This is a genomic window from Cellulosimicrobium sp. BMG9.22, from assembly GCF_059159975.1.
In genome coordinates this window covers 1-24,428 of the sequence record NZ_JBZGBY010000041.1, presented here as the reverse complement: position 1 = coordinate 24,428, position 24,428 = coordinate 1, and the positions used below count along the sequence as shown (strand labels likewise).

Annotated in this window: 15 protein-coding genes and 1 pseudogene; 8 read left to right on the top strand and 8 right to left on the bottom strand. The window is 75.2% G+C overall.

The annotated features are described in order from the left end of the window. Nucleotides 1–26: 26 nt before the first annotated feature. From AC4H2H_RS18420 to AC4H2H_RS18395, 6 genes are all read right to left on the bottom strand, one after another. Nucleotides 27–3,713: an ATP-binding protein gene (locus AC4H2H_RS18420; protein ID WP_494372281.1), complete on the bottom strand. Its 3,687-nt coding sequence runs from the start codon at nucleotides 3,711–3,713 to the stop codon at nucleotides 27–29. Beyond that, nucleotides 3,713–4,459, bottom strand: a complete 747-nt coding sequence (locus AC4H2H_RS18415) for a DUF4194 domain-containing protein (protein ID WP_494372280.1) — start codon at nucleotides 4,457–4,459, stop codon at nucleotides 3,713–3,715. Before AC4H2H_RS18415 ends, AC4H2H_RS18420 begins: the two co-directional genes overlap by 1 nt. After that, nucleotides 4,456–6,111 carry a DUF3375 domain-containing protein gene (locus AC4H2H_RS18410; protein WP_494372279.1) on the bottom strand — a complete coding sequence of 552 codons (1,656 nt, stop codon included), beginning with the start codon at nucleotides 6,109–6,111 and terminating at the stop codon, nucleotides 4,456–4,458. The genes AC4H2H_RS18415 and AC4H2H_RS18410 overlap by 4 nt, the downstream gene beginning before the upstream one ends. A gap of 211 nt (nucleotides 6,112–6,322) precedes the next feature. Further along, nucleotides 6,323–8,029, bottom strand: a complete 1,707-nt coding sequence (locus tag AC4H2H_RS18405; protein WP_494372278.1) for a DUF7059 domain-containing protein — start codon at nucleotides 8,027–8,029, stop codon at nucleotides 6,323–6,325. 147 nt (nucleotides 8,030–8,176) lie between these two features. Next, nucleotides 8,177–8,704: a hypothetical protein gene (locus tag AC4H2H_RS18400; protein WP_494372277.1), complete on the bottom strand. Its 528-nt coding sequence runs from the start codon at nucleotides 8,702–8,704 to the stop codon at nucleotides 8,177–8,179. Nucleotides 8,705–8,808: 104 nt separating this feature from the next. Continuing rightward, nucleotides 8,809–9,429: a hypothetical protein gene (locus tag AC4H2H_RS18395; RefSeq protein WP_494372276.1), complete on the bottom strand. Its 621-nt coding sequence runs from the start codon at nucleotides 9,427–9,429 to the stop codon at nucleotides 8,809–8,811. Between the two features lie 202 nt (nucleotides 9,430–9,631). Here AC4H2H_RS18395 and AC4H2H_RS18390 point away from each other — a divergent pair, with 202 nt between their 5' ends. Beyond that, nucleotides 9,632–11,878: an exo-beta-d-1,3/1,6-glucosidase gene (locus AC4H2H_RS18390; RefSeq protein WP_494372275.1), complete on the top strand. Its 2,247-nt coding sequence runs from the start codon at nucleotides 9,632–9,634 to the stop codon at nucleotides 11,876–11,878. A gap of 153 nt (nucleotides 11,879–12,031) precedes the next feature. Then, on the top strand, nucleotides 12,032–13,327 hold the full coding sequence (locus tag AC4H2H_RS18385) for a hypothetical protein (protein WP_494372274.1): 1,296 nt from the start codon (nucleotides 12,032–12,034) through the stop codon (nucleotides 13,325–13,327). Nucleotides 13,328–13,357: 30 nt separating this feature from the next. Here the strand turns inward: AC4H2H_RS18385 and AC4H2H_RS18380 are convergent, their stop codons facing one another. Then, on the bottom strand, nucleotides 13,358–15,673 hold the full coding sequence (locus AC4H2H_RS18380) for a sodium-translocating pyrophosphatase (RefSeq protein WP_494372273.1): 2,316 nt from the start codon (nucleotides 15,671–15,673) through the stop codon (nucleotides 13,358–13,360). Nucleotides 15,674–15,921: 248 nt separating this feature from the next. On the opposite strand from AC4H2H_RS18380, the pseudogene AC4H2H_RS18375 reads away from it, so the two are divergent. The 4 genes and pseudogenes from AC4H2H_RS18375 to AC4H2H_RS18360 form a co-directional block, all read left to right on the top strand. Next, nucleotides 15,922–16,488, top strand: a pseudogene (locus AC4H2H_RS18375) (sigma-70 family RNA polymerase sigma factor); the annotation flags it as partial. Then, the gene (locus AC4H2H_RS18370) at nucleotides 16,485–17,900 is read left to right on the top strand and encodes a hypothetical protein (RefSeq protein ID WP_494372272.1); all 1,416 of its coding nucleotides are present in this window, start codon (nucleotides 16,485–16,487) and stop codon (nucleotides 17,898–17,900) included. The pseudogene AC4H2H_RS18375 and the gene AC4H2H_RS18370, both read left to right, overlap by 4 nt. Nucleotides 17,901–18,078: 178 nt before the next feature. After that, nucleotides 18,079–18,681 (top strand): RNA polymerase sigma factor, encoded by a 603-nt coding sequence (locus tag AC4H2H_RS18365; protein WP_494372271.1) that lies wholly within the window; start codon nucleotides 18,079–18,081, stop codon nucleotides 18,679–18,681. Then, nucleotides 18,678–19,556, top strand: coding sequence for a hypothetical protein (locus AC4H2H_RS18360; protein ID WP_494372270.1), 879 nt, complete (start codon nucleotides 18,678–18,680; stop codon nucleotides 19,554–19,556). Before AC4H2H_RS18365 ends, AC4H2H_RS18360 begins: the two co-directional genes overlap by 4 nt. On the opposite strand, the gene AC4H2H_RS18355 is transcribed toward AC4H2H_RS18360, so the two are convergent. Further along, a complete protein-coding gene (locus AC4H2H_RS18355; protein WP_494372269.1) occupies nucleotides 19,540–20,346 on the bottom strand; it encodes an alpha/beta hydrolase in 807 nt (268 codons plus the stop codon). The genes AC4H2H_RS18360 and AC4H2H_RS18355 overlap by 17 nt on opposite strands. 46 nt (nucleotides 20,347–20,392) lie before the next feature. Here AC4H2H_RS18355 and AC4H2H_RS18350 point away from each other — a divergent pair, with 46 nt between their 5' ends. Both AC4H2H_RS18350 and AC4H2H_RS18345 read left to right on the top strand, forming a co-directional pair. Continuing rightward, nucleotides 20,393–21,796 (top strand): M18 family aminopeptidase, encoded by a 1,404-nt coding sequence (locus AC4H2H_RS18350; RefSeq protein WP_494372268.1) that lies wholly within the window; start codon nucleotides 20,393–20,395, stop codon nucleotides 21,794–21,796. A gap of 40 nt (nucleotides 21,797–21,836) precedes the next feature. Next, complete coding sequence (locus AC4H2H_RS18345) at nucleotides 21,837–24,356, top strand: DEAD/DEAH box helicase (RefSeq protein ID WP_494372267.1); 2,520 nt, start codon at nucleotides 21,837–21,839, stop codon at nucleotides 24,354–24,356. Nucleotides 24,357–24,428 lie beyond the last annotated feature (72 nt).

Here is a 24,428-nt window from a genome sequence, read left to right as displayed (position 1 = left end):
CGGTTCTACCTCGACCGACCACGGTTCTACCTCGCCGCGAGCTCCGACGCCGGGACGGGCTCGGCGGTGGGGCGGCCGTCGCGGTAGGCGGTGATCGACAGGGTTCGCAGGCGCGACGAGCGGCCCGTCGGGTTGTCCACGAAGCCGACGGCGGAGATGTACGGCTCGATGACGTGGATCTTCTGCAGCGGCGTGACGATGAGCAGCTGCAGCCCGAGCCGCCGGAAGAGCTCGAGCGCGAAGCGCGTCGACTCGTCCGACCCGCGACCGAACGCCTCGTCGATGACGACGAACCGGAACGCCGTGGAGCGCACGGCGCCCCAGTCGAGCTTGAACTGGTAGGCGAGCGACGCCGCGAGGATCGTGTACGCGAGCTTCTCCTTCTGCCCGCCGGACTTGCCGCCGGAGTCGGAGTAGTGCTCGTGCTCGGAGTCGTCCGCGCGCGAGCGCTCGGAGGCCGACAGCACGAACCAGTTGCGCACGTCCGTGACGCGTCGGCGCCACGCCTCGTCGAGGTCGGTCATGCCCTCGCGGCCGCGGAACCGCTCGACGAGCGCCTTGACGCGCAGGAACCGGTCCTCGGAGTACGACAGCGCGCCGCCCCCGTCGGCCAGCGACCCGTCGCCCTCCGCGAGCGCGCGGTCCTCCTCGGCGAGGATCCCGTCGCCGTCCGTGCACGCGCGCAGGTCCTGCTGGAACTCGCGCACCTCGAGGTTCGGCGTGCGCGACATCTCCAGCCGGATGTACCGGCCGGGGTTGTAGTCGATCGCGCGGAGCGAGTCGTTGATGGTGTCGATGCGGTCGCGGATGACGTCCGCCTGCTTGGCGAGCTCCGCCGCGAAGCCGGCGATGTCGCGGATCGCGTTGGTGTTGAGATAGGCCTTGAAGTCGGCCTCGAAGCGCGGCAGGTCGTCGCGGACGAGCCGGTCGTGGATCTCGCGGTAGCCGTCGGCGGAGCGCACGTCCGCGTCGAGCTCCGCCGTCTCGACGGGGTAGGCGGAACGGAAGACCGCCATCTGGCCGGCGATCCGCGTGCCCAGGTCGGCGCGCTCGCGCTGCGCCTGCTCGGCCTCGGTCGTCAGGCGCGAGCGCACGGCGTTCTCGACGGCGTCGAGGTCGGCGGCGCGTGTCGGGGCGCCGGGCGCGCTGGTCGCACGCGCCGCGCCATCGGCCGGGGGTGCGTCGTCCGGCACGGGGACCGCCGCAAGCTCGCGCTCGAACTCCTCCGCGAGCGCCGCCGTCGTCTCCTCGTCGAGGGCCTCGCCGGCCCCGTCGAGGACGGCTCGCGCCCGATCACGCGCGGCACGCGCCTCGTCGAGCGCGTGCCGGTCGGCGCCGAGCGTCGCGACGACGCGGTAGCGCTCGGCCTCGAGCTCGCCGTGGCGGCGGGCGTTGTCGTCGAGGAGCGCCGCGATCCGCCCGAGCTCGTCGCTCGCCTGCTCGAGGCGCCGCTTCTCCTCGGCCAGCTCGGCGATCCGCGCGGTCTCGGCGCCGCGGTCGAGCTCGTCCCAGTCGCGGTAGACGTCGAGGCGGCCGAGCGCGGCGGCGCGCGCCTGGAGTTCCGCGCGCGCGGCCGCGGCCTTGTCGCGACGGCGCGCGAGGGCGTCGCGACGCGCCGTGACCTCGGCCGCCTGCTCGAGCAGGGCGTCGATCTTGGCCTGCGTGGACCAGCCGAGCACGTAGCCGCGGCGGTCGTCGACGGCGCGCGTGTCGTTCTTCTCGTGGTGGTCCGGCGCGTGCTTGACCTGGCCGGCGCGTGTGACGGCGCGCGGCAGGCGGCGGAACGCGTCGAGGTCGGGCGCGCAGGCGTGGTCCGCACGGCGCTCGAGCTCGGCCTCGACCCACGCGGTGAGCGACGGTGCGTCGTCGAGGCGGCGCACGTCGAGCAGGTCGGCGAGGATCGGGACGCCGTCCTCGCGGGGCACGGGGCGCCGGGCCCGGACCCGCTCGGGGACCCGGTGGTAGACGAGCCGCAGCCCCAGGTGCTCGCGGTCGACCCACGCCGCGACGTCGTCGTAGTGCGCCGCGGGCACGAGCAGCGAGAGCGCGAAGCCGCGCAGCACCCGCTCGGCGGCGCCCTCCCAGTCCGCCTGGTCGGGGCGCACGGCGAGCAGCTCGCCGACGAACGGCACGTCGCCCGGGGCCAGCCCGACGCCGGCGCACAGCCGGTCGCGCACCTCCAGGTGGGTGCGCGGCAGGTTGGAGCGCCGGTCGGCGAGGCTCGCGAGCTCGGCCTTGACGTCCGTCGTCTCCTGCTCGACGGCGCGCAGCTCGGCGGCGACGTCGCCCACTCGCTCCTCCGCCCGGGCGAGCTCCTCGCGCACCCGGACGGCGGCGTCGTCGGCCTGCCGGCGCAGCGCGGCGAACGCCTCGGCGTCGACGAGCGCGTCCGCGACGCCGCGCGCCGCGCCCGCGGCGAACCCGGGGTTGTCGGCGCCCGTGCTGCCGAACCCGGGGATGTCGCCGGGTTCGGCGCCGTCGTGACCCACGACCGCTGGGTCGGCGTGCTGGGTGGGCGCGTCGCCGAGAACGAGGCCGGCCGCGGCGGCGTAGCCCGCGAGCTGGGCGACGCGGCGCTCGCGGGCCGCGCGCTCGACCTCGCGCCGCGCGACCTCGCCCTCGATCGCCGCGAGCCGGTCGCCGCCGTGCCCGGCGCGCTCGAGCTCGAGCCGCTGACGCTCGCCGGCGAGCAGGCCGAGCTCGTCCCCGACGCGGGCCCGCCGCGACTCGCCGTCGGTCACGCGCTCGTCGAGCGCCCCGATGAGCCCGTCGAGGTCGGCGACCCGCCGCGACGCCGTGAAGGCACGCAGCGCGTCGCGGCGGGTCACGAGGGCCGCCGCCCGCTCCCCCAGCGCGTCGTGCGCGTCGCAGTCGGCCAGCAGCGGCGCGAGGCGGTCGATCTGCGCGGTGGCCCGCACGACGGCGTCGTGCGCGCTCGTGAGGTCGTCGAAGTGCGCGACGAGCCGGTCCGTCCAGCGGTCCGCGTCGAACGGCTCGAGCATGTGCTCGCGCACGAACTCGCCGAGATCGCCGACAGACTTCATGGACACCGTCTGGTGGAACAGGTCCATCGCCTGCTCCGACGGGATGCCGAGCAGGCGGCGGAAGTCGCGCCCGTACTCGGGGAAGTGGTCGCGCACCTGGGCACCCGACTCGCGCAGCCGACGGCGCAGCGCGGGCACGTCCCCGCCGAACCCGGCGAAGTCCTCGGTGATCGTCAGCGGCCGGTCGGCCGAGACGAAGAAGCGGTCCGGCTGGCCCGACTGACCGGGCGCGAGCCAGAACACCTGCGCGAGCGTGACCTCCTGCTCGAACCCCCGGTTCGCGAACCGGCCGAGCACCACCGAGTACGTCCCGCGGTCGCGCAGACCCACGTGCCGCGTCGCACCCGTCGCCTCGTCGCGCTCGGACTTGTAGTGCCCCGCGACGTACGACCGCAGCGACCGCTCGCGCGCCCCCGCGCCCGCCGCCTTGTTGTACGAGATGCGGTGCGACGGGACGAGGAGCGTCGTCACGGCGTCGACGATCGTCGACTTGCCCGAGCCGATGTCCCCCGTGAGCAGCGCGTTGCGCCCGTCGAGGTCGAACGCCCACACGCGCTGGTCGAACGTGCCCCAGTTGAGCACCTCGAGCCGCTCGAGCCGGAAGCCCGCGCGCGCGTCGAGGTCGGCCGCCGGGTCGTGCAGCTCGACCGGGCTGAACAGGCCCTCCATCACGCCACCGTCCTCGTCGTCGTCGCCGTCGTCCCCGGGGCCGTCCGGGTCGTCCCGTCCCGCGGGCCGCCGTCCGACGCGAGCTCCAGGTACTGCGCGAGCCGCGCGTCGAAGTCCGCGAGCCACTGCGCGTCGACGAACGCCTTGAGGATGCGCCGCACCTCGTAACGGCGGGCCTCACCGGTCGCTCCGGCGTCGCGGTCCGCCCCGGGCGTCGAGCCCTCGGGCACCGCGCCGTCGGGCGCGTCGGGGTCCGGCCGGCCCGCCGGCCGCAGGAAGCCCAGCTCGACCACGCGCCGCACGAGCGCGTCCACGCGGTCGACGAGCCGCGCCTCGTTCGTCGCCGCGCCCGCGTCCTGCGCGAGGAACACGCGCAGGAGGTCCACGATCTCCTCCCGCGTGACGACGAGGCGCGTGCCCCCGCCCTCGGAGTCCGCCTGCGCGAGCCGCTTGCGCAGCAGCGCGAGGAGGAGGCTCACGTCGAACGGCAGCTCGCGGCGCGGGATCAGGCGCGGGACGCGCTCGTCCCGCTCGTGCTCCGGCTGCGAGCGCAGGTACGCGTACCCGTCGCCCTCGTCGACGACGACCTGCAGGCCCAGCATCGCGACGGCGTCGCGCACCTGCGCGTCGCGCGCGAGCAGGTCGCGCCACAGCGCCTCCCCCTGCTCGCGGTAGACGACGCCCTTGAGCAGCGACGTCACGACGACGGATAGCTCCGGGTCGCGCGCGGTGCGGGTGGTGCTCACGGGGTCTCCTCCGAGATGGCGGGGGCGTCGGGCAGGACGGGGTCGTCGGTGCGTGCGGCGCCCGGCTGGGCCGCTCGGGCGTACGTCACGCGCGGCAGGCGCGCGACGCGCAGCACCGGGTCGGGCGGCGCGTCGTCGTCGGCCGCGGGCCCCGCGGGCGCCTCGCCCTCCCAGCGCACCTCGTCGGTGCGCTCGTCGTCGTGCACGACGGCGAAGCGCGGGTCGTCGAGCGACAGGTACGTCACGAGCTCGGCGAGGCCGTGCTCGAGGGGCGCGGTCGCGAGGACGTCGGCGAGCGCGACCTCGGCCGGGCCGCCCGGGACCGCGAGCGCCGCCCGGACCGAGCGCGCGAGGCGCTCGGGGTCGACGTGCACCTGCTCGTAGAGCGCCGCGACCTCGAAGTCGTCGTCGCCCTCCTCGACGTGCTCGGAGTCCAGCCGGGTCGCGGGGCGGGGTGTGAAGAGCGGCCGCTCGGTGGGGAGGACGACGTCCGGCGCGACGGCGTCGACCGGCATCCCGGGTGGTCCGCCCGCCGGATCTCCCCGCTGCGCCCCGGCGCCGGCGTCGCGCGCGGCGAGCGCCTTGGCCTCGACCCCGCGCAGGATGTCCATGACGCGGCGGTTCTCGAGCCACACCTGGTCGTCGAGGAACCGGCGCAGCTGCTCCGAGAGCGTGCGCACGGTCGCCTGGGTGCGCTCGCCGGCGTCGAGCCAGTCGTAGTGGACGCGGCGCAGGCGGCGGTGCTCGGCTGCCGCGGGGGCCTCGGTCTCGGGGCGCACGGCGTCCGGCGCGATCGCGTCGAGCGACTGGACGCGGTCGACGAGCGCGGCGAACTCCTCCTGGCGGCGCCGGTCGAGCAGGAAGTCGTAGAACGCGTGGAACGAGCGGCCCTGGTCGGACTCGGCGATCGCCGTGCGCGAGCGCACGACCTCCTCGAGCAGCTCGCCCTTGGCGCCGTCCCAGCCGGTGATGCGCTCGCGCAGCCCCCGGTCGAGAGAGCGGAAGTTAGCCTCGACCTCGCGGAAGTCCGAGAGCAGGTCGGCGGCGGTCTGCGTGAGCTGCTGGTAGCGGTCGCGCTGGGCCGCGGCGTCGAGCACGGCCACCCGCCCCGCACGCACCTGCGCGATCTCCTCGTCGAGGGCCGCGCGCCGGTCCTCGAGCTCGCGCAGGCGCTCCGCCGGGTCGGTCTGCGTGCCCACGGCGAGCTGGCGCAGGAGCTCGAAGACGGTGTTGAGCCGCGACTCCGTGCCGACGAACCCGCGGCTGCGCAGCGACGCGACCCAGCGCACCGCCTGCTCGACGGCGGGCGTCGCGTCGTAGTGCGGCTCGCTCGAGCCGGGCGGGTACCACGCGCGCAGCCACCCCTGCTCGGGGTGCGCCCAGTGGTCGACGTACGCCTGCGGGGTGCGCGGGTAGCGCGGTTCGGCAGCGCCGTCGTCCCCGACCGTGCCCCGCGTCGCCCGCGGGCGCGGGTCGATGGCCCACAGGTGGTCGTCGAGGCGGGCGACGAGCTCGCTCTCCGGAATCGCCCGCACGTTGTCCTCGACGAAGACCGTGCCGAGGAACGACACCACGAGGGGCGCGGTGTCGGCGCGCAGGAGCCGCCACGCCGCGCTCGACCGTCGCAGGGAGTCGACGTCGTCGTGCAGCACGCAGGTCCTCTCGGGCGGGTCGGGGCGCGGATGGCGCGAACAGATCCTAGGTCGGATCGGTCGGGAGGCTCGGCAGCGCCACGGCCGGACGGCGGCCCGTCGAGCATCGGGAGCGATCATCCCGAGCACGTCCCTGCGTGCGGCCGAGCACGATGTTGCTCCCGGAAAGCGGACGAGAACGACAGCAACCTCGTGCTGGGCAGTCGGACGGTCAGGGCGCCGGGGCGAGGAAGCCGTCGCGCACGAGGCCGCGGACGGCGGGAAGCAGCTCGTGCGCGAGGTCCTCGGCGGGCACCTCGAACAGCGACGCGATGGCGCCGACGAGCTGCCCGACCGTCAGCTCGCCGTCGCTCGCCCCCACGAGCGCCGCGAGCCCCGTCGACGCCTGGACCGCGCGCCCGAGCCCGTCGCCCTGGCGCAGCAGGACCACGGTCGGGTCGGGCGCTCCGGGCGTGTGGAACCGCTCCTCGGTCACGTCGGGCGCGACGGCGAGCCGCTCGTCCGCGAGGGCCGCGTCGTCGCGCGAGCCGAGCCAGTCGTGCGCCGCAAGCGACGCCGCGAGGTGGGCGCCCAGCGGCTGGCGCAGGGACCCGGTGTGCTCCTCGAGCCGGTGCAGCGTCGGGCGGGCGCCGTCGAGCGGCCGGCGGAGCGTGACGATCCCGAACCCGACGGCCTCGACGTCGCGCGCGGCGAGGTCGTCGAGCCACGCGCCGTACGCCGCCTCCCACGCGGCGGGCTCACGCTCGGGGGTCGTGCCGCCGTCGCGGATCCACGTCTCGGCGTACTCCGCCGGGTCCAGCACCTCGCGCTGGACCACCCAGCCGTCGAGGCCCGCCGCGTCGAGCCACGCCCCGACGCGCTCGGCCCACGGCTCCCCCCGGCGGTGCTCCCAGTTGCCCAGGAGCTGCGCGACGCCGCCGGGCGCGAGCACGGACCCGACGCCCGTGACCAGGTCGCGCACGACGTCGTCGCCCGCACGACCGCCGTCGCGGTACTCGTACTCCGGGAGCGCGTCAGGGCCGCCCGTGCGCGGCGTGATGACGAACGGCGGGTTGGACACGACGAGGTCGAACAGCTCGCCCGCGACCGGGTCGAGCATCGAGCCCTCGCGCAGCTCGATCCTCGCGCCGGGACCGGGGTCTCGCGCGGCGTCGGACGCGACGTTCACCGCGGCGTTGAACGCGGCGAAGCCCAGCGCGCGGCGCGAGATGTCCGTCGCGACGACGGACCGCGCGTGGCGCGCGGCGTGCAGCGCCTGGATGCCGCACCCCGTGCCGAGGTCGAGCACGCGCCCGACGGGGGTGCGCACCGTGACCTGCGCGAGCGTCAGGGAGGCGCCGCCCGCACCCAGCACATGGTCGGCCGCGAGCGGTCGTCCCGTCGCCAGCTCGCCGAGGTCGGACGCGAGCCACCAGTTCACGGGCCCGACGGCATCAGCGGTCGCGTAGGGGCGCAGGTCGACGAGCGCGCGCACCGCGTCGTCGGCACCCTGCCCCGCGGCCTCGACGAGCCCGAGCCGCGCGGCGCCGTCGGTCCCGGTGCGGCCGAGCGCCGCGTCCAGCGCACGGCGCGGGACATCGTCGCCCAGGAGGAACAGCGCGGCGAGCGTCCCGGCGGGGTCCGACGACGACATGCCGCTCGGGCCGTCGTCGCGCCGCGGTCCCTGGGCGGCGAGGGCCCGGCGCGCCGGCACCGCCTGCTCCCGGTGCAGGGCCGCGGACGCGACCGGGCCGAGCACCTGCTCGACGCCGTCGACGGTGAAGCGCGACGCCTCGAGATCTGCACGCAGGCGGGCGGTCACGGCGGCCGGCGCGAGTGGGTCGAGTCCCTCCCCCGGGGGTGCGGGGCTGGACCCCGGCGCGGGCACGCCCTCGGGGCGCGGGCGGACCGGGGCAGGCGACGGCTCGGAGGCGGGCATGAGTCCATCCTGGCCGATCACGCGCCGGCCCGCGGGCGAGCGCGCGGGCAGCACGGTGCCGGCGCGACGAGAGGTCCGCCGGACACGCCGGACCCCGGCTCGCGCGCAGGCGGGCCGGGGTCCGGGACGAGCGTCGGGTAGGTGAGATCAGCAGTTCTGCGTGCCGTAGGTGGCGACGTTCTGCGCCGAGGTCTGGAACGACTCGTCCGTCAGGACGCTCGTCATCGCCGACATGTCGGCGCTCGCCGGGTCGTCGACCGCCGTGGCCAGCGTGTCGGTGATCGTGCGGAACGCCCCCGCCACGGTGTCCCAGTCGGCGCTGATCTCGGCCGGGGCCTCGGCTGCCTCGAGCGAGGCGGTGAAGGTCTCGAACTCCGCGACCGCCGCGGCCGGGTCGCTCGTGTCGATCTCTCCGAGGGTGCTCTGGGCGTCGAGCATGGTCTGGTAGGCGGTGCAGAAGTCGCCGGAAGCCTCCGCGGGCTCCTCCTCGGTCGTCTCCTCCTCGGCCGGGGTGGTCTCCTCCTCCGCCGGCGTGGACTCCTCGGCGGCGGCGCTGGTCTCGGTGTCGGTGCTCGCGTCGTCGCCGGAGCCGCCGCACGCGGCGAGCCCGAGGACGAGCAGGGCGCTCGTCGCGAGGGCGGTCGTGGTCTTCGTGATCGTGAGTCGGGTGCGCATGCGGCCATGGTGACCTACGAACCGGCCCGGCGCGGCCTCAGATCCACGATGTGGGTACTGCTCCCCATGTGTCGCACGCCACCCGGGCAGGGACCTTGACGGCGTCAGGGCGTGCAGCCGGCCCGGAAGAACTCCGTCACGCGCTGCGACGCCTGCGTCAGTGCCGCGGTGTCGATCTGACGGCCGACACGGTCGATCGCCCGGGAGAGCTCGCCCGTGTCCTCGGCGCCGGCCACCTCGACCTCGTCCGCGATCATGGAGAGGTAGGTCCTGACGACGGCCCAGTCCGCCGCGACCGCCGCGGGCGGGGTCGTCGCGGCGAGCGTGTCGCGCGCCGTCGTGAACCCGGCGACGAGGTCCTCGGGGTGCTCGACGCTGAGGTTGACCTGCGCCTTCGCGGCCGCCCCCCACGCGACCTCGGCCTCGCGGCACACGGGGTCCGGCGCGGCGCCCGCGGCGTCGTCGCCGGGCTCTTCCCCACCCGTGGCGGCGGGATCGGTCCCGGTGCCGGCGCCCTCCTCGGGCGACGTGCCGTCACTGCCCGGCGCGGTCGCGTCGGTGCCCGTCGGGCCCGCCGCGCCCGCCGGCGGGGACACGACGGCGGCCGGTGCGGACGTCGGCAACGACACGACGTCGAACGCCCCGCTGACCACGACCGCGAGGCACAGTCCCGCGACGACGACGAGGACCGCGCCGTGGGCGACCGCGCGCACCGGGCTCTGCATGGCACCTATGATCGCGCCTCGGGCGACTGCCGAGAACCACGCAGTGGCGCGGCACATTACTTACTGACCGGTCACTCAGTTTCCGCTATAGTGGTCGACGCCGCGAGCCCGTCGCGCGGGCGACCGACCGCGTCGAAACGATTCGGCTCTCCGTCCACGTCACCGCGGCCCGACCGTCGCTGCCGCCGTGAGAGGACCCCACGTGAGCACCCTGCCGTACCTCGACCCTTCCCTTCCCGTGGCCGAACGCGTCGAGGACCTCCTCGGCCGCATGACGCTCCCGGAGAAGGTCGGGCAGATGCTGCAGCTCGACGCGCGCGACGGCGTCGGCCCGGCGATCGAGGAGCGGCACGCGGGGTCGCTGCTGCACACGTCCCCCGAGAACGTGCTCGAGGCGCACGCACGCACCGAGCGCACGCGGCTGCGCATCCCGCTGCTCGTCGCCGAGGACTGCATCCACGGGCACTCGTTCTGGGTGGGCTCGACGATCTTCCCGACCCAGCTCGGCATGGCGGCGACGTGGGACCCCGAGCTCGTGGAGCGCGTCGCGCGCGCGACCGCCGTCGAGGTCGCCGCGACCGGCGTCCACTGGACCTTCTCCCCCGTGCTGTGCATCGCCCGGGACCTGCGCTGGGGCCGGGTCGACGAGACGTTCGGCGAGGACCCCTACCTCATCGGCGAGCTCGCCTCCGCGATGGTGCGCGGCTACCAGGGCGACGGGATGGACGACCCGACCGGCGTCCTCGCGACCGCGAAGCACTTCGCCGGGTACTCCGAGACGCAGGGCGGCCGCGACGCGAGCGAGGCCGACATCTCGCAGCGCAAGCTGCGTTCGTGGTTCCTGCCGCCCTTCGAGCGCGTCGCGCGCGAGGGCTGCGCGACGTTCATGCTCGGCTACCAGTCGATGGACGGCGTGCCCGTCACGGTCAACGGGTGGCTGCTCGACGACGTCCTGCGCGGCGAGTGGGGCTACACCGGCACGCTCGTCACGGACTGGGACAACGTGGGCCGGATGGTCTGGGAGCAGCGCATCCAGCCGGACTACGTCCACGCGTCGGCCGCCGCCGTGCGCGCGGGCAACGACATGATCATGACGACGCCGAAGTTCTTCGAGGGCGCGCTCGAGGCGGTCGCGCGCGGGCTCGTCGAGGAGACGGCGATCGACGCCGCGGTGCGCCGCATCCTCACGCTGAAGTTCCGGCTCGGCCTGTTCGAGGACCCGCGGCGTCCCGACGTCGCGCGCCAGGAGGCCGTCATCGCATCGGCCGAGCACGCCGCCGTCAACCTCGAGGTCGCGCGCCGCTCGCTCGTCCTCCTCGCCAACGACGGCACCCTCCCCCTCGCGGACGACGGCCGGGCCCGGACGGTCGCCGTCGTCGGGCCCAACGCGGACGACGACCACACGCAGCTCGGCGACTGGGCCGGCGCGTCGGGCCAGGCCGACTGGCTGCCCGACGGCCACCCGCGCGAGATGACGACGACGGTCCTCGACGGCTTCCGCGCCCTCGCGCCCGAGGCCTGGACCGTGACGCACGCGCGCGGCGCCGACGTCCTCACGCTCGAGCCCGACCCCGAGGGCGAGCTCTTCCCCGACGGGCAGCCGCGGCCCCAGGTCGTGGTCCCGGCCACGGCCGACGACGCGCTGATCGCGGAGGCCGTCGCGGCGGCCCGGGACGCGGACCTCGTCGTCGCCGTCGTCGGCGACCGCATCGAGCTCGTGGGCGAGGGGAAGTCGACCGCGACGCTCGAGCTCGTGGGCGGCCAGGGCGCGCTGCTCGACGCGCTCGTGGCGACGGGCACGCCGGTCGTCGTGGTCGTCGTCGCGTCCAAGCCGCTCGTCCTACCGCCGTCGGCGCACGACGCCGCCGCGATCGTCTGGGCCGCGAACCCCGGCATGCGCGGCGGGCAGGCCGTCGCCGAGCTCGTGCTCGGGCTGATCGAGCCGGAGGGGCGCCTCCCCATCTCGTTCGCGCGCCACGCGGGCCAGCAGCCGACGTACTACAACACGATCCGCGGCCAGCACGGCGACCGGTACGCCGACCTCACGCAGCGGCCCGCGTTCGCGTTCGGCGAGGGCCTGAGCTACACGACGGTCGAGTACTCCGACCTGCGCGTCCTCGGGTCCGTGCACGGGCCCGACGACGTCGTGCGCGCGCAGGTCACGCTGACCAACACCGGGACGCGCCCCGTGCGCGAGACCGTGCAGGTGTACGTGAGCGACACGGTCACCTCGGTGACGTGGGCCGAGAAGGAGCTCAAGACGTACCGCAAGGTCGAGCTCGCCCCCGGCGAGACCGCGACGGTCGACCTGGCGGTGCCCGTCGCCGACTGCACGCTCGTCGACGCGCAGGGTCACCGCGTCGTCGAGCCGGGCGAGTTCGAGCTGCTCGTCGGGCCGTCGTCGCGCGACGAGGCGCTCCTGCGCGCGCCCTTCGCCGTCAAGGGCTGACACGGGTTCGTCCACAGGCCGACGGACGGCGGCCGCCGCAGCCGCCGTCGCCCGCTAGCCTGTCGGCCGACGACAGGGGGCGGCATGCCGGCGAGAGGCACGGATCGATCGAGGACGGTACCGGGGGCACTGGCGGGGGCCCTGGGGATCCTGGTGCTCGCGGGGTGCGCGCTCGACGCGGGGACGGCCAAGGCCGACCGCTTCGAGGCGGACTGGCGCGACGAGCCCGACGTCGAGGAGGCCTCGGCGTCCGGGTACAACACCCTGCCGTTCCTCGGCGGGGCGAGCGGCACGGTGACGCTGCGGCCCGGCACGTCGACCGAGCGGGCGCGCGAGGTGTTCGACGAGCTCGTCGACTACAGCCGGAGCCACGACCAGGTCAGCGCCGCGCTCGCGGTCGACGGGTTCGTGCTCGAGACACGTGACACGGACGACGCGAACGACCAGGTCGTCGCGCTCTGGGGCGCGCTCGACGACGACCCCGCGGTCGTGGCCGCCACGCTCGGGCGGTCGGACGTCTCGGTCACGGTCGACGATCCGTCGCGCTGGGACGCGGTGGTCGAGGACCTCTCCTCCCCGGGCGGGAGCCTCGAGCCCCTCGACGCGTACGACTCGACCGTCTCGACCGTCGACCAGACGCTGGTCTCCCGGACGGACGAGTACAGGCAGGTGGCGGAGCAGCTCGCCGCCTACCGCGCCGTTGCCGAGCAGTACCCGGTGACGGAAGCGTTCCTGGAGACCGACCAGGTCACGCTGCGCGTCGGCCTCGACGCCGACCGTGTCCCGGCGCGGGACGTGGCGATCGCGGCCTCCGGCTGGGACGCCGGACAGGTCCTCGTCCACGGCGGCATCGTCACGCGGCCCGACGGCGCGGCCTCGGACGAGTACGCCCGCGTCGATCCGCTCGTGGCGCGCTACGAGCGCACGCCCGGGGTCACCGGCATCGTCGCGCGTCCGCGCAGCCTCACGCTGACCGTGACCGACCTCGACGTCGCGGCGACCCTCGAGCAGGCGGCACGCGCGGACACGTCGCTCGACGGTCTCGAGGCGCTGCACCTCGACGTCCGCGACGTCGCGGCCGACGGGACCGTCGTGACCGACTTCTCGTTCGCCGTCGCGGGTCGCCGCGTGAGCCCGCTCGGACCGGAGAGCGTCCGAGAGCTGCTGGTGACCGTCCCGAACGTCGACGGGGTGACGGCCACGGCCCCGGCCGTGGCCGTGACGATCGACGACCCCTCGCCCGACGACGTCGCCGCCGTCGCTCGCTGGCTCGCCGCGCGTGTCGAACCGGGGACGGACGTGTTCGTCTCCGGTCGCGGGGCGTTCACGATCGACTTCGTCGCCCGCGCGCAGCCGGTGCCCACGGAGCCCGGGTACAACCAGCACACGATCGACGAGGAGGTGTTCCTCGACGCGTGGGAGCGCTCCTGGGAGGACGCCCGGGGCTGACCCCGCGCTCCCTCCCAGGAGCGTGACGCGTCAGGCGCCGGTGGGCACGCGCTCCGGCTCGAGGTCGGACACCTCGCGATCGACGCGCGCGGCGCGCAGCCGCGACATGATGACCGCGCCGAACGCGATGGCCGCCGCGACGACGGCGATGCCGATGCGCAGGCCGTGGTTCGCGTCCGCCGGGACGCTCATGATCACGACCGCCGGGGCGATGAGCACCGACACGAGGTTCATGACCTTGATGAGCGGGTTGATCGCGGGCCCGGCGGTGTCCTTGAACGGGTCGCCGACCGTGTCGCCGATGACGGTGGCCGCGTGCGCCTCCGAGCCCTTGCCGCCGTACGCGCCGTCCTCGACGATCTTCTTCGCGTTGTCCCACGCACCGCCGGAGTTGGCGAGGAAGACGGCCATGAGCACGCCCGCGCCGATGGCCCCGGCGAGGAACCCGGCGAGCGGCCCGACGCCGAGCCCGAAGCCGACCGCGATGGGCGCGAACGCCGCGAGGAGACCGGGGGTGGCGAGCTCGCGCAGCGAGTCGCGCGTGCAGATGTCCACGACCTTCCCGTACTCCGGGCGCTCCTGGTACGTCATGATCCCGGGGTGCTCGCGGAACTGGCGGCGGACCTCGAAGACGATCGCCCCGGCGGCACGCGTCACCGCGTCGATCGCGAGCCCGGAGAAGAGGAACACCGTCGCGGCGCCGAGGATCACACCGACGAGGGTGATCGGCGAGATGATCGAGTACTCGAGCATCGACGTGACGAGCCCGCCCCCGACCTCCTGGACGTCGGCGATCGCGTGGCTCACCGCGTCCGCGTACGACCCGAAGAGGGCCGTGGCCGCGAGGACCGCCGTGGTGATCGCGATGCCCTTGGTGATCGCCTTCGTCGTGTTCCCGACGGCGTCGAGGTCCGTGAGGATCTGCGCGGCCTCGGGGTCGCCGTCGCCCGCCTCGCCGACCGACATCTCGTAGATGCCCTGCGCGTTGTCGGAGACCGGGCCGAACGTGTCCATCGCGACGATGACGCCGACGGTGGTCAGCAGGCCGCAGCCGGCGAGCGCCACGAGGAACAGCGCGAGCCACACCGAGCCGCCGGCGAGCAGGAACAGTCCGCAGATCGCGGCGGCGATGACGCCGGCCGTGTAGACCGCGGACTCGAACCCGACGCCGATGCCGGACAGGACGACGGTCGCGGCACCCGTGCGCGACGTCGCGGCGACGTGGAGGGTGGGCTTCGACGTCGTGCCCGTGAAGTAGCCCGTGATCCACAGGATGATGCCCGCGAGGACGATCCCGATGACGACGGCGAGGCTCGCCACGACGCGCGGGTCGGCCGCGATCCCGGACAGCTCGCCGAGGTCCGCGGTCCCGGTGAGCGCGGAGAACGACGACGGCAGGTAGACGAACGCGGCGACCGCGGCGAGCACCGCGCCGATGAGCGCGGAGAGGTAGAAGCCGCGGTAGATGGCCTTGAGCCCGTTCTCCTGGCCGCGCACGCGCGTGATGAAGACGCCGATCACGGCGACGAGCGCGCCGAGCGCGGTGACGATCAGCGGGAAGACGAGACCTTCCTCGCCCATCGCGGCCTTGCCGAGGATGAGCGCGGCGACGAGCGTCACGGCGTAGGACTCGAAGAGGTCCGCGGCCATGCCCGCGCAGTCGCCGACGTTGTCGCCCACGTTGTCCGCGATCGTCGCGGCGTTGCGCGGGTCGTCCTCGGGGATGCCCTGCTCGACCTTGCCGACCAGGTCGGCCCCGACGTCGGCCGCCTTGGTGAAGATGCCGCCGCCGACACGCATGAACATCGCGAGCAGCGCGGCCCCGAAGCCGAACCCCTCGAGCACCGCCGGGGCGTCGCCCTTGTAGACGAGCACGACCCCCGCGGCGCCCAGCAGTCCGAGGCCGACCACCGACATGCCGACGACGCCGCCCGTGCGGAACGCGATGCGCGCCCCCTCGGTGCGTCCGCCCGGCCGGGTCGCGGCCGAGGCGACGCGCACGTTGGCGCGCACCGCGAGCCACATGCCGAGGTAGCCGATCGCGGCGGAGAACCCGGCGCCGAGGAGGAACGCGATCGAGCGCCCCCAGCGGATGCCGCCGTCGCCGGGCAGGAGGAACAGCAGGCCGAACACGATCGCGGCGAACAGCGCGAGCGTGCGGAACTGCCTGCTCAGGTAGGCGCTGGCGCCCTCCTGCACCGCTTGCGCGATGTCCTGCATCTTCGCGGTGCCCTCTTGCGCGGCGAGCACCTGTCTGCGCAGGACGAACGCGAACCCCAGCGCGACGAGGCCGATCACCGCGATCACCGCGACGATGGTGAGACTTTCGGTACCGAGCGTGAGCATCCGTCCTCCTTGACGACTGCGACGACCACCGCACCGGGCCCCTGCCGGTGCGATGGGAGGAGTCTACGCACGTGTGGCGTGCGTCACGACCGTTCGTGCAGGACGTCACAAGCGCGGCGACCGCAGGGCGGATCCGGCCGCCGTCCACACCGGGCCCGCGGGTGAGATCCCGCGGATCCGTGCCCGCACCCCAACCAGACGCTCGACCCGGTCGTTGAGAGGGGTGAGAGTGGAACCAGGGCCGGGAGGCGAGCGCGATGGCGCGATGGGAAGACGTGCTGGACGAGATCGTCCGCACACGGCGTCGTGCCCTCGTGGGCTACGCCTACCTGCTCACGGGGAACGTCACGGAGGCCGAGGACCTCGTGCAGGACGCGCTCTTCCGCACGTTCCGCCGCGGTCGCGCAGCGACCGACTTCGCCCTCGCCGAGAGCTACGTCCGGCGGGCCGTCCTCACGGGCTTCCTCGACGGGACCCGGCGCCGGCGCCGGTGGGACGGCGTCCGGCACCTGCTCGCCCCGCCCGACCCCGCCGAGCGCGGGGACCCGATCGAGGCGCGGCTCGACGTCGTCGAGGCGCTCGACGTGCTCTCACCGCGCGAGCGGGCGTGCGTCGTCCTGCGCTACTACTCCGACCTCACGGTCCGCGAGGTCGCGGACCGGCTCTCGTTGAGCGAGGGCACCGTCAAGCGCTACCTGAGCGACGCGAACGGCAGGCTTGCCGCGCGGCTCGGCCCGATCCGGGCCTCCGACGACGACCTGGCCGTCACGCCGTCGGCCACCCCGACCACCACCGTCCAGCGAGGTGCGCGATGAACCGCCCCACGGGCTCCGGCCCGCTCGAGCTCGACGCCGCTCTCCGTGCGATCGCCGACCAGGTCGCCCCTGCGCGGGACGACGCCGCTGCCGCCGATCGGCTGCGGGTCGGCGTGCGCCATGCCCGACGGCGCCGCGCGGCGCTCGCCGGTGTCGCCGCCGTGCTCGCCGTCGCTGCGGTCGGCGTCGGCGCGAACGCGGTGCTCGTCGACGACCCGCGGCCTGTCCTGCCCGCTCCCGCCCCGAGCCCGGAGCCGACGCCCACGCCGACGTTCCGCGCGACGTTCCCCGCGCCCGTCACGACCGACGCGCTGCGCTGCCAGGCGCCCGCGCCCACGCCGACCGGGACCGACCTCCTCGCGACCGCGACCATCGTCGACACCGACGTCTCCGTGGCGTCGCAGAGCCTCGTGGACGTCGCGGCGCGCGTCACCCTCGACGACGCCGCGCGCGTGACCGTCCTCGACCCCGCCGCGCTCGCCGCGTACGTCGTCGCGCAGGACGGCGTCGTCGTCTCGTCGCTGTTCCCGCTCCGCGACGGCGCCGTCCCTGTCGACCTCCCGGACGGCGGCATCGTCGACCTCACCGTGCCGTTGGACTCGTTCGCCGCGTGCGACCCGGACGGCGTCGCCTCGCACTCGCCGTCGCTCCCGCCCGGCGACTACGAGCTCGCGGTCGTCGTCCCGTGGGTCGTCTCGTCGTACGCGCTCGAGCGCGACGGTGCCTGGGGCGCGCCGGTCGGCGCTGCCGACGGCGATGCGCTGCTGTTCGACGGATGGCTCGTGTCCGCTGCGGTGCCCTTCACGATCGCGCCGGACCCTGCGGCCGCGGAACCCGAGCCGCCCGCGGCCGACCCCGTCCCGGGGGCGTTCCCCGGTCCCACGACGACGTTCCCCGCCGCACCGTCGTACGAGGAACTGCAGTGCGGGATGCCCGCCCCTGCCCCGACGGGGGACGAGCTGCTCGCCCGCCTCGAGGTCCCGGCGTCGATCTCCGTCGCCGCCGGCGCGGAGGTCCCCCTCCCCGTCCGGCTCGTCGGCCTGCCCACGGCCCGGACCGAGACGGTCGACTTCCGGTGGATCCGCGCGTACGTCGTCGTGCGCGACGGCGTCATCGTCAGCTCGACGATGCCGGCCACCGACTCCGACGGCGTCGCCGCGCTCGGGCCCGGCGAGGCACAGGCGCTGGACCACGTCGTCGCGACGGCCGAGGCGTGCGACTGGGGAGCGCCGTCCGGCACGCACCTGCCTCCCGGCGAGTACACCGTGCAGGTGGTCCACCCGTGGATGCTCGCGTCGTACTCGCTCCAGCAGCAGGACGGGTCGTGGGGTGCCGAGAACGTCACGCCCGACGGCGGAGGCGTCTACAGCGGCTGGCTCGTCTCCGCCCCGGTCGCCCTCACGGTCGCCTGAGGCTCGACCCCGGGAACGACGCTGTGGCGGCGCAAGGGCCGAGAAGTGAGCTTCCGCCCCGGATCCGGCCGATTTCGGGGCGGATACCCACGTCTCGGCGAGAGGGCACCCAACGGTTCTGGCGCGGCGGACGTCATGATCTGTGGACGGGCGGTCGACGGGCACGGGAGGAGCGAGGGTGACGCACTGGGACGCCGAGCTGAGCGACCTCGTCGCACGGCGCGGCCGGTCGCTCACCGGGTACGCGTACCTGCTGTGCGGCGACGCGCAGCACGCGGAGGACCTCGTGCAGGACGCGCTCGTCAAGGTGTTCTCGCGGCTGCGGCGGCCGCCGCCGGCGCGCACGGGTGCCGTCCGGACCGTCGATCTGGACCCCACGGCAGGCGGGCATGCCGAGATCGCGTCCACCGAGGGGTACGTGCGCAGCGCGATCCTCACGCTGTACCTCGACGGCTACCGGCGCCGACGCAGGTGGACGGGTGTGCGGCACCTCGTCGCGACCGACGACGCCGTGCGTGGGCCGGAGGCTGCGGCCACGGCCCGCGTGGACGTCGCCGCGGCCCTCGCCGCCCTGACACCGCGCCAGCGGGCGTGCGTCGTCCTGCGGTACGTCGAGGACCTCACCGTCCCGCAGGTCGCGGCCGCCCTGGGCAGCGCCGAGGGCACCGTCAAGCGTCACCTGCACGACGCGATGGCGGCGATGCAGGACGCGTTGCAGGCGACCGACGACCGCACGACGACACGATCCCCACAGCCACGAGGCGGGAGGCGAGCACGATGAGCACTCACCACGCGCGCGACGACCGGGACACGACGCCCGACGAGGGCGGGGCCCTCGCCCGGGCGCTGCACGACCTGGCCGACGACGTCACCGGCCACTCGTCCGACGGCGCCGCGGGCGACCTCTCCGCAGGTCTGCCCCTCGTGCGAGCGCGGGTCCGACGCCGCAGGGCCGTGAAGAAGGCCGTGCTCGGCGCCGCCACGCTCGGGGTGGCCGCCGTGCTCGCCGTCGGCGTCTCGCAGCTGCCGTCGTGGGACACCGCGCAGCCGCTTCCCGGCGACCCGACCGACAGCGCGACCGACAGCAGGAGCGACGGCACGCCGACCAGCGCCCCGGACGAGCCGACCTCCACCGGTGAGGCCGACGCGGTACCCACCCCCGGTTTCCAGCCGTCGTGGCTCGGGGGCACCCCGGTCTCGTGCGGGATGCCCGCCGACGACCTCGCGGCGCTCGCCGACCCCGGCCTGACGCTCACGACGCGCGGGCTGAGCACCGAGGCCCCCGACGTGGTCGACACGTCGCTCACGAACACGGCCGACGAGAGGTTCTCGGGCGTCGTCGCGAGCGTCGGCCCCGTGGCGTGGGTGCGCGACGGCGTCGTCGTCGCGGTGGGGCCGAACGCCCTGGAGTCTCCGCTCCAGCTCGAGCTCGCCCCTGAGCAGGCGATGAACCTCGGTGCCCAGGCGGTCCCGACGGACTACTGCGCTCCCGACGGCGACGGCCGGTTCACGACCCCCGTCGCCCCGGGCGACTACGACCTCGTGCCGTACCAGGGCGTCCTCACGCAGTCCGGCGCGGAGTACGCCGCGTGGGCCGTGGGCGAAGGTCTCGCCGTGACGCTCGACGCGGACGGCACGATCACCCCTCGCGGCTGACGACGCCCCGCCCGGCGGTGGCGTCGGCGAGGCGCGCGACGACGTCGGGGCGCGTCATCGGGAAGAGGTGCCCCTCCCCGGCGAGCCCGACCCGCGCGGTCGCGAGCCGTTCGGACAGCTCGCGCTGCTCGCGCAGGAACCGCACGCTCGCGCGCAGCCCGGTGACGAGGAGAGGGCGGGCATCCGGTGGGACGCTCCGTCCGGCGTCGAGCAACGCACGCACGCGGGGCGCCTGCTCCCAGCTCCCGAACCACTCCCCGGCGAGCAGCGGCCAGGCGTCCCGGGTTCCGTAGCGGGCGCGGACGACGTCGCGGGGCAGGGTGTCGGGTCGACGCGCGACCCCGCGGACCGCGGTGCGGCGCAGTGCCGGTCCGGTCGCCGCGAGCGCCCCCGCCAACCGGTGGGCCGTCGTCGTGCCCGCCCGCGCGAGAGCACGGCCCGTGTGGAGCGCCGGCACGTGCCGCTCCCACGGGCTGGTCGGGTCGAGGAGCACGAGGCGCCCCACCTCGCCCGGGTGGCGCAGCGCCCACTCGATCGCGGCGAGCCCGCCCACCGAGTGCCCGACGATGCCGACCGGTCGGGACCCGTCGACGCCGAGCGCCGCCCGGACCACGTCCACCGGCCCCGTGACCGAGGTGCGCCACGCGTCGAGGACGCGCACGTCGTCCACCTCGCCGGCGGAGCGCAGCGCCCGGGCGAGCGGGCCGAAGTCCTCCGGGGTGAGCGCGAGGCCCGGCAGGACGACCCACACGACGGGACGAGCGTCGGCAGGGGCGTCGCGAGATGGCACGACGACCACCCTACGGAGGGTGCGGGGCGTGCGTAGGGTGGAGCCCGTGCCGACGCCCACCTCCCCCGCCCCGACCGACCCCTCCGTCCACGACCGCGCCCTCGCGCACGCGAGCGACCTCGCGACCTTCGTCGAGGCGGCGCCGTCGTCGTACCACGCGGCCCACGAGGTCGCCCGCCGCCTCGAGTCCGTGGGCTTCGTCCGGCTCGACGAGACCGCGGCCTGGCCTTCCGGGGCGACCACGCCGGGTGACGGGGCCGCGGGCGGGCGCTACGTCGTCGTGCGCGACGGCGCGGTCATCGCCTGGGCGGTGCCCGCGGGCGCGAGCGCGACGACGCCGTACGCGATCCTCGGCGCGCACACCGACTCCACCGGGTTCAAGCTCAAGCCGCGGCCCAGCGTCGCGCGCGAGGGCTGGTGGCAGGCGGGCGTCGAGGTCTACGGCGGTCCGCTGCTCAATTCGTGGCTCGACCGCGAGCTCGAGCTCGCGGGGCGCGTGGTCACGGCCGACGGCGTCGAGCACCTCGTGCGCACCGGGCCCCTCCTGCGGATCCCGCAGCTCGCGATCCACCTCGACCGCGCGGCGAACGACGGGCTGACGCTCGACAAGCAGCAGCACACGCAGCCCGTGTGGGGGCTCGCGTCGGCGGCGGGCCCGGCGTCGTCGAGCACGGCATCGGACACGACGAGCGGGGTCACGGGTGGCGACGTGCTCGCCGAGCTCGCGCACCACGCCGGGGTGCGGGCGAGCGAGATCGGGGGGTACGACGTCGTCGTCGCGGACACGCAGTCGCCCCGCGTGTTCGGGGCTCGCGACGCGTTCCTCGCGTCGGGCCGGCTCGACAACCTCATCTCCGTGCACGCCGGGCTCGTGGCCCTGATCGAGGCCGCGGGCACGCCCGACCGTTCCGTCGAGGGCGACGTGATCCCCGTGCTCGCCGCGTTCGACCACGAGGAGATCGGGTCGGAGTCGCGCTCGGGGGCGTCGGGCCCGTTCCTCGCGGACCTGCTCGACCGTATCGCCGCCGGGCTCGGTGCGAACGAGGAGGAGCGGCACCGCGCGCTCGCGGCGTCGCTGTGCGTGTCGAGCGACGTCGGGCACTCGGTGCACCCCAACTACCCCGAGCGTCACGACCCGGCGAACCGGCCGCTGGCGGGCGGCGGGCCGATCCTCAAGATCAACGCGAACCAGCGGTACACGACCGACGCGCACGGCGCCGCCGCGTGGGCGCGCGCGTGCGCCCGGGCCGGGGTGCCGAGCCAGGAGTTCGTGTCGCGGAACACGGTGCCGTGCGGCTCGACCATCGGCCCGCTCACGGCGACGCGCCTCGGGATCCGGACCGTCGACGTCGGCGTCCCGATCCTGTCCATGCACTCGGCGCGCGAGCTCACGGCCGTCGTCGACCCCTGGTTCCTGTCGCGCGCCGTCGTGGAGATCTTCCGCGGCTGACCCGACCCGCCGCGTGGGCCGTCGGTGGGAGACTCGGAACGTGCCGAACGCCCCCACGACGACCCACCTGCGCCCGACCAGCGCGACGCTGCTCGACGTGCTGCGCGCTCGGGGGCGGCGCGACGAGCGCGTGCTGCACGTGCGCGAGCTCCCCGCGCGTCCCGGGGCGCAGGGCGACTGGCCGACGTGGGCCGACGCGTCGCTCGTCGCGGGATACCGGGCGCTCGGCGTCGAGCGCCCGTGGGAGCACCAGGTCGTCGCGGCCGACGCCGCGTGGTCGGGCCGGCACGTCGCGCTCGCGACGTCCACGGGGTCGGGCAAGTCGCTCGCGTTCTGGCTGCCCGCGCTCACGTCGGTCCGGGCGGACGCCGCCGCCCGCCTCCTGGACCCGGGGCGCATCGAGTCCGTGGCGCGGCGGGGCGCGGTGCTCTACCTGTCGCCGACGAAGGCGCTCGCCGCCGACCAGCTCTCCGGCCTGCAGCGGCTGCTCGACGCCGCAGGGGCGAGCGACGTCCGCGTCGCGACGTGCGACGGCGACACCGGCCAGGACGAGCGGCGCTGGGTGCGCGACCACGCCGACGTCGTGCTCACGAATCCCGACTTCCTGCACTTCGCCCTCCTGCCGAACCACCGCGGCTGGTCGCGGCTGCTGCGCGACCTGCGTTACGTCGTCGTCGACGAGGGGCACGCCTACCGCGGCGTGTTCGGTGCGCACGTGTCGCTCGTGCTGCGGCGCCTGCGCCGGCTCGCCGCCCACTACGCGAAGGACGGCGACCGGCCGCCGACGTTCGTCGTCGCGTCGGCGACGACCGCGGACCCGGCGACGAGCGCGGCCCGTCTCGTCGGGGTCGAGCCCGACGACGTCGTGACGGTCGCGCGCGACACGTCGCCGGCCGGCGAGAAGACGTTCGTGCTGTGGGAGCCGCCCGTCGTGGCCGGGTTCGAGGCGACGCTCTCGCCCGAGGAGCGCGTGGACGACCCGACGGTCCCCACGACGGTCGACGAGGCGCCCGAGCACCCGCGCCGCAGCGCTACCGCGGAGGCCGCGGACCTGCTCGCCGACCTAGTGATCGCAGGCGCGCGCACGCTCGCGTTCACGCGCTCGCGCCGCGGCGCCGAGTCGGTCGCGACGCAGACGCAGGACCACGTGCGCGTCGTCGACCCACGGCTCGTGCGCCGCGTCGCCGCCTATCGCGGCGGCTACCTGCCCGAGGAGCGGCGCGAGCTCGAGGAGGCCGTGCGCACCGGCGACGTGCTCGGTCTCGCGACGACCAACGCGCTCGAGCTCGGCGTCGACATCTCCGGGCTCGACGCCGTCCTCATCGCCGGGTGGCCGGGCACGCGCATGTCGGTGTGGCAGCAGGCCGGACGCGCGGGACGCGCGGGCGCGGACGGCCTCGTCGCGTTCGTCGCGCGCGAGGACCCGCTCGACACGTACCTCGTCCACCACCCGGAGGCGATCTTCGACGCGCCGCTCGAGGCGACCGTCTTCGACCCCGCCAACCCCTACGTCCTCGCGCCCCACCTGTGCGCCGCGGCCGCCGAGAACCCCCTGCGCGCCGACGACCTCCGCGCGTTCGGCGACCCGGCCGCCGTCCGCGGGCTGCTCGACGTCCTCGTCGCCCGCGGGGCCCTGCGACGCCGCGCGTCCGGCTGGTACTGGACCCACGCGCAGCCCGCGACCCGCATGACGGACCTGCGCGGCTCCGGCGGCACCCCGGTGCGGGTCGCCGAGGCACGCACGGGCCGCCTCCTCGGCACGGTCGACGCCGCCTCCGCCGACGGGTCCGTGCACGACGGCGCGGTGTACGTCCACCAGGGCGCCACCTACGTCGTCGAGCACCTCGACCTCGCCGACCACGTCGCCCTCGTGCGCCGCCAGGACGTCGACCACGGCACGTGGTCCCGGTCCACGACGGCGATCGAGATCGTCGACGAACCCGACGCGGGCGACGTCGCCGCCGGCCGCGACGTCGTGGAGCGGACCTGGGGACCCGTCGGGTGGGGGTACGGGCCGGTCGACGTGAGCTCGCAGGTCGTGAGCTTCCAGCGCCGCCGCCTGCTCGACATGCAGATCCTGGGCACCGAGACCCTCGACCTGCCCGAGCGGACGCTCCCCACGATGGCCGTGTGGTGGACCGTCCCCGAGTCGGTGATCGAGGAGGCCGGGGTCGACGCCGACGAGCTGCCCGGTGCGCTGCACGCCGCGGAGCACGCGTCGATCGGGCTCCTGCCGCTCCTCGCGACGTGCGACCGCTGGGACCTCGGCGGCGTGTCCACCGCCCTGCACGCCGACACCGGCGAGGCGACCGTGTTCGTCTACGACGCCTACCCTGGCGGGGCAGGCTTCGCGGAGCGCGGGTACGAGCTCGGCGCCACGTGGCTGCGCGCGACACGCGACGCGATCGACCGCTGCCCCTGCGCCGACGGCTGCCCCGCGTGCGTGCAGTCCCCCAAGTGCGGGTCGTACAACGCGCCGCTCGACAAGGCCGCCGCGGTCCGGCTCCTCGACGCGATCCTCGCCCACGCCCCCGCAGAGAACCGCGGTCTGCCGATGTAGAACCGTGGTCGGCCGAAGCAGAACCGTGGTCGTGTCGGACAGCGCGTGGTCGCCTTGGGTGTCGGGGTGGGT

Excerpts from the sequence above, each read along its gene's own strand:
- AC4H2H_RS18420 (WP_494372281.1), bottom strand. The coding sequence starts at position 3,713 with ATGGAGGGCCTGTTCAGCCCGGTCGAGCTGCACGACCCGGCGGCCGAC.
- AC4H2H_RS18405 (WP_494372278.1), bottom strand. The coding sequence starts at position 8,029 with ATGCCCGCCTCCGAGCCGTCGCCTGCCCCGGTCCGCCCGCGCCCCGAG.
- AC4H2H_RS18400 (WP_494372277.1), bottom strand. The coding sequence starts at position 8,704 with ATGCGCACCCGACTCACGATCACGAAGACCACGACCGCCCTCGCGACG.
- AC4H2H_RS18395 (WP_494372276.1), bottom strand. The coding sequence starts at position 9,429 with ATGCAGAGCCCGGTGCGCGCGGTCGCCCACGGCGCGGTCCTCGTCGTC.
- AC4H2H_RS18380 (WP_494372273.1), bottom strand. The coding sequence starts at position 15,673 with ATGCTCACGCTCGGTACCGAAAGTCTCACCATCGTCGCGGTGATCGCG.
- AC4H2H_RS18370 (WP_494372272.1), top strand. The coding sequence starts at position 16,485 with ATGAACCGCCCCACGGGCTCCGGCCCGCTCGAGCTCGACGCCGCTCTC.
- AC4H2H_RS18360 (WP_494372270.1), top strand. The coding sequence starts at position 18,678 with ATGAGCACTCACCACGCGCGCGACGACCGGGACACGACGCCCGACGAG.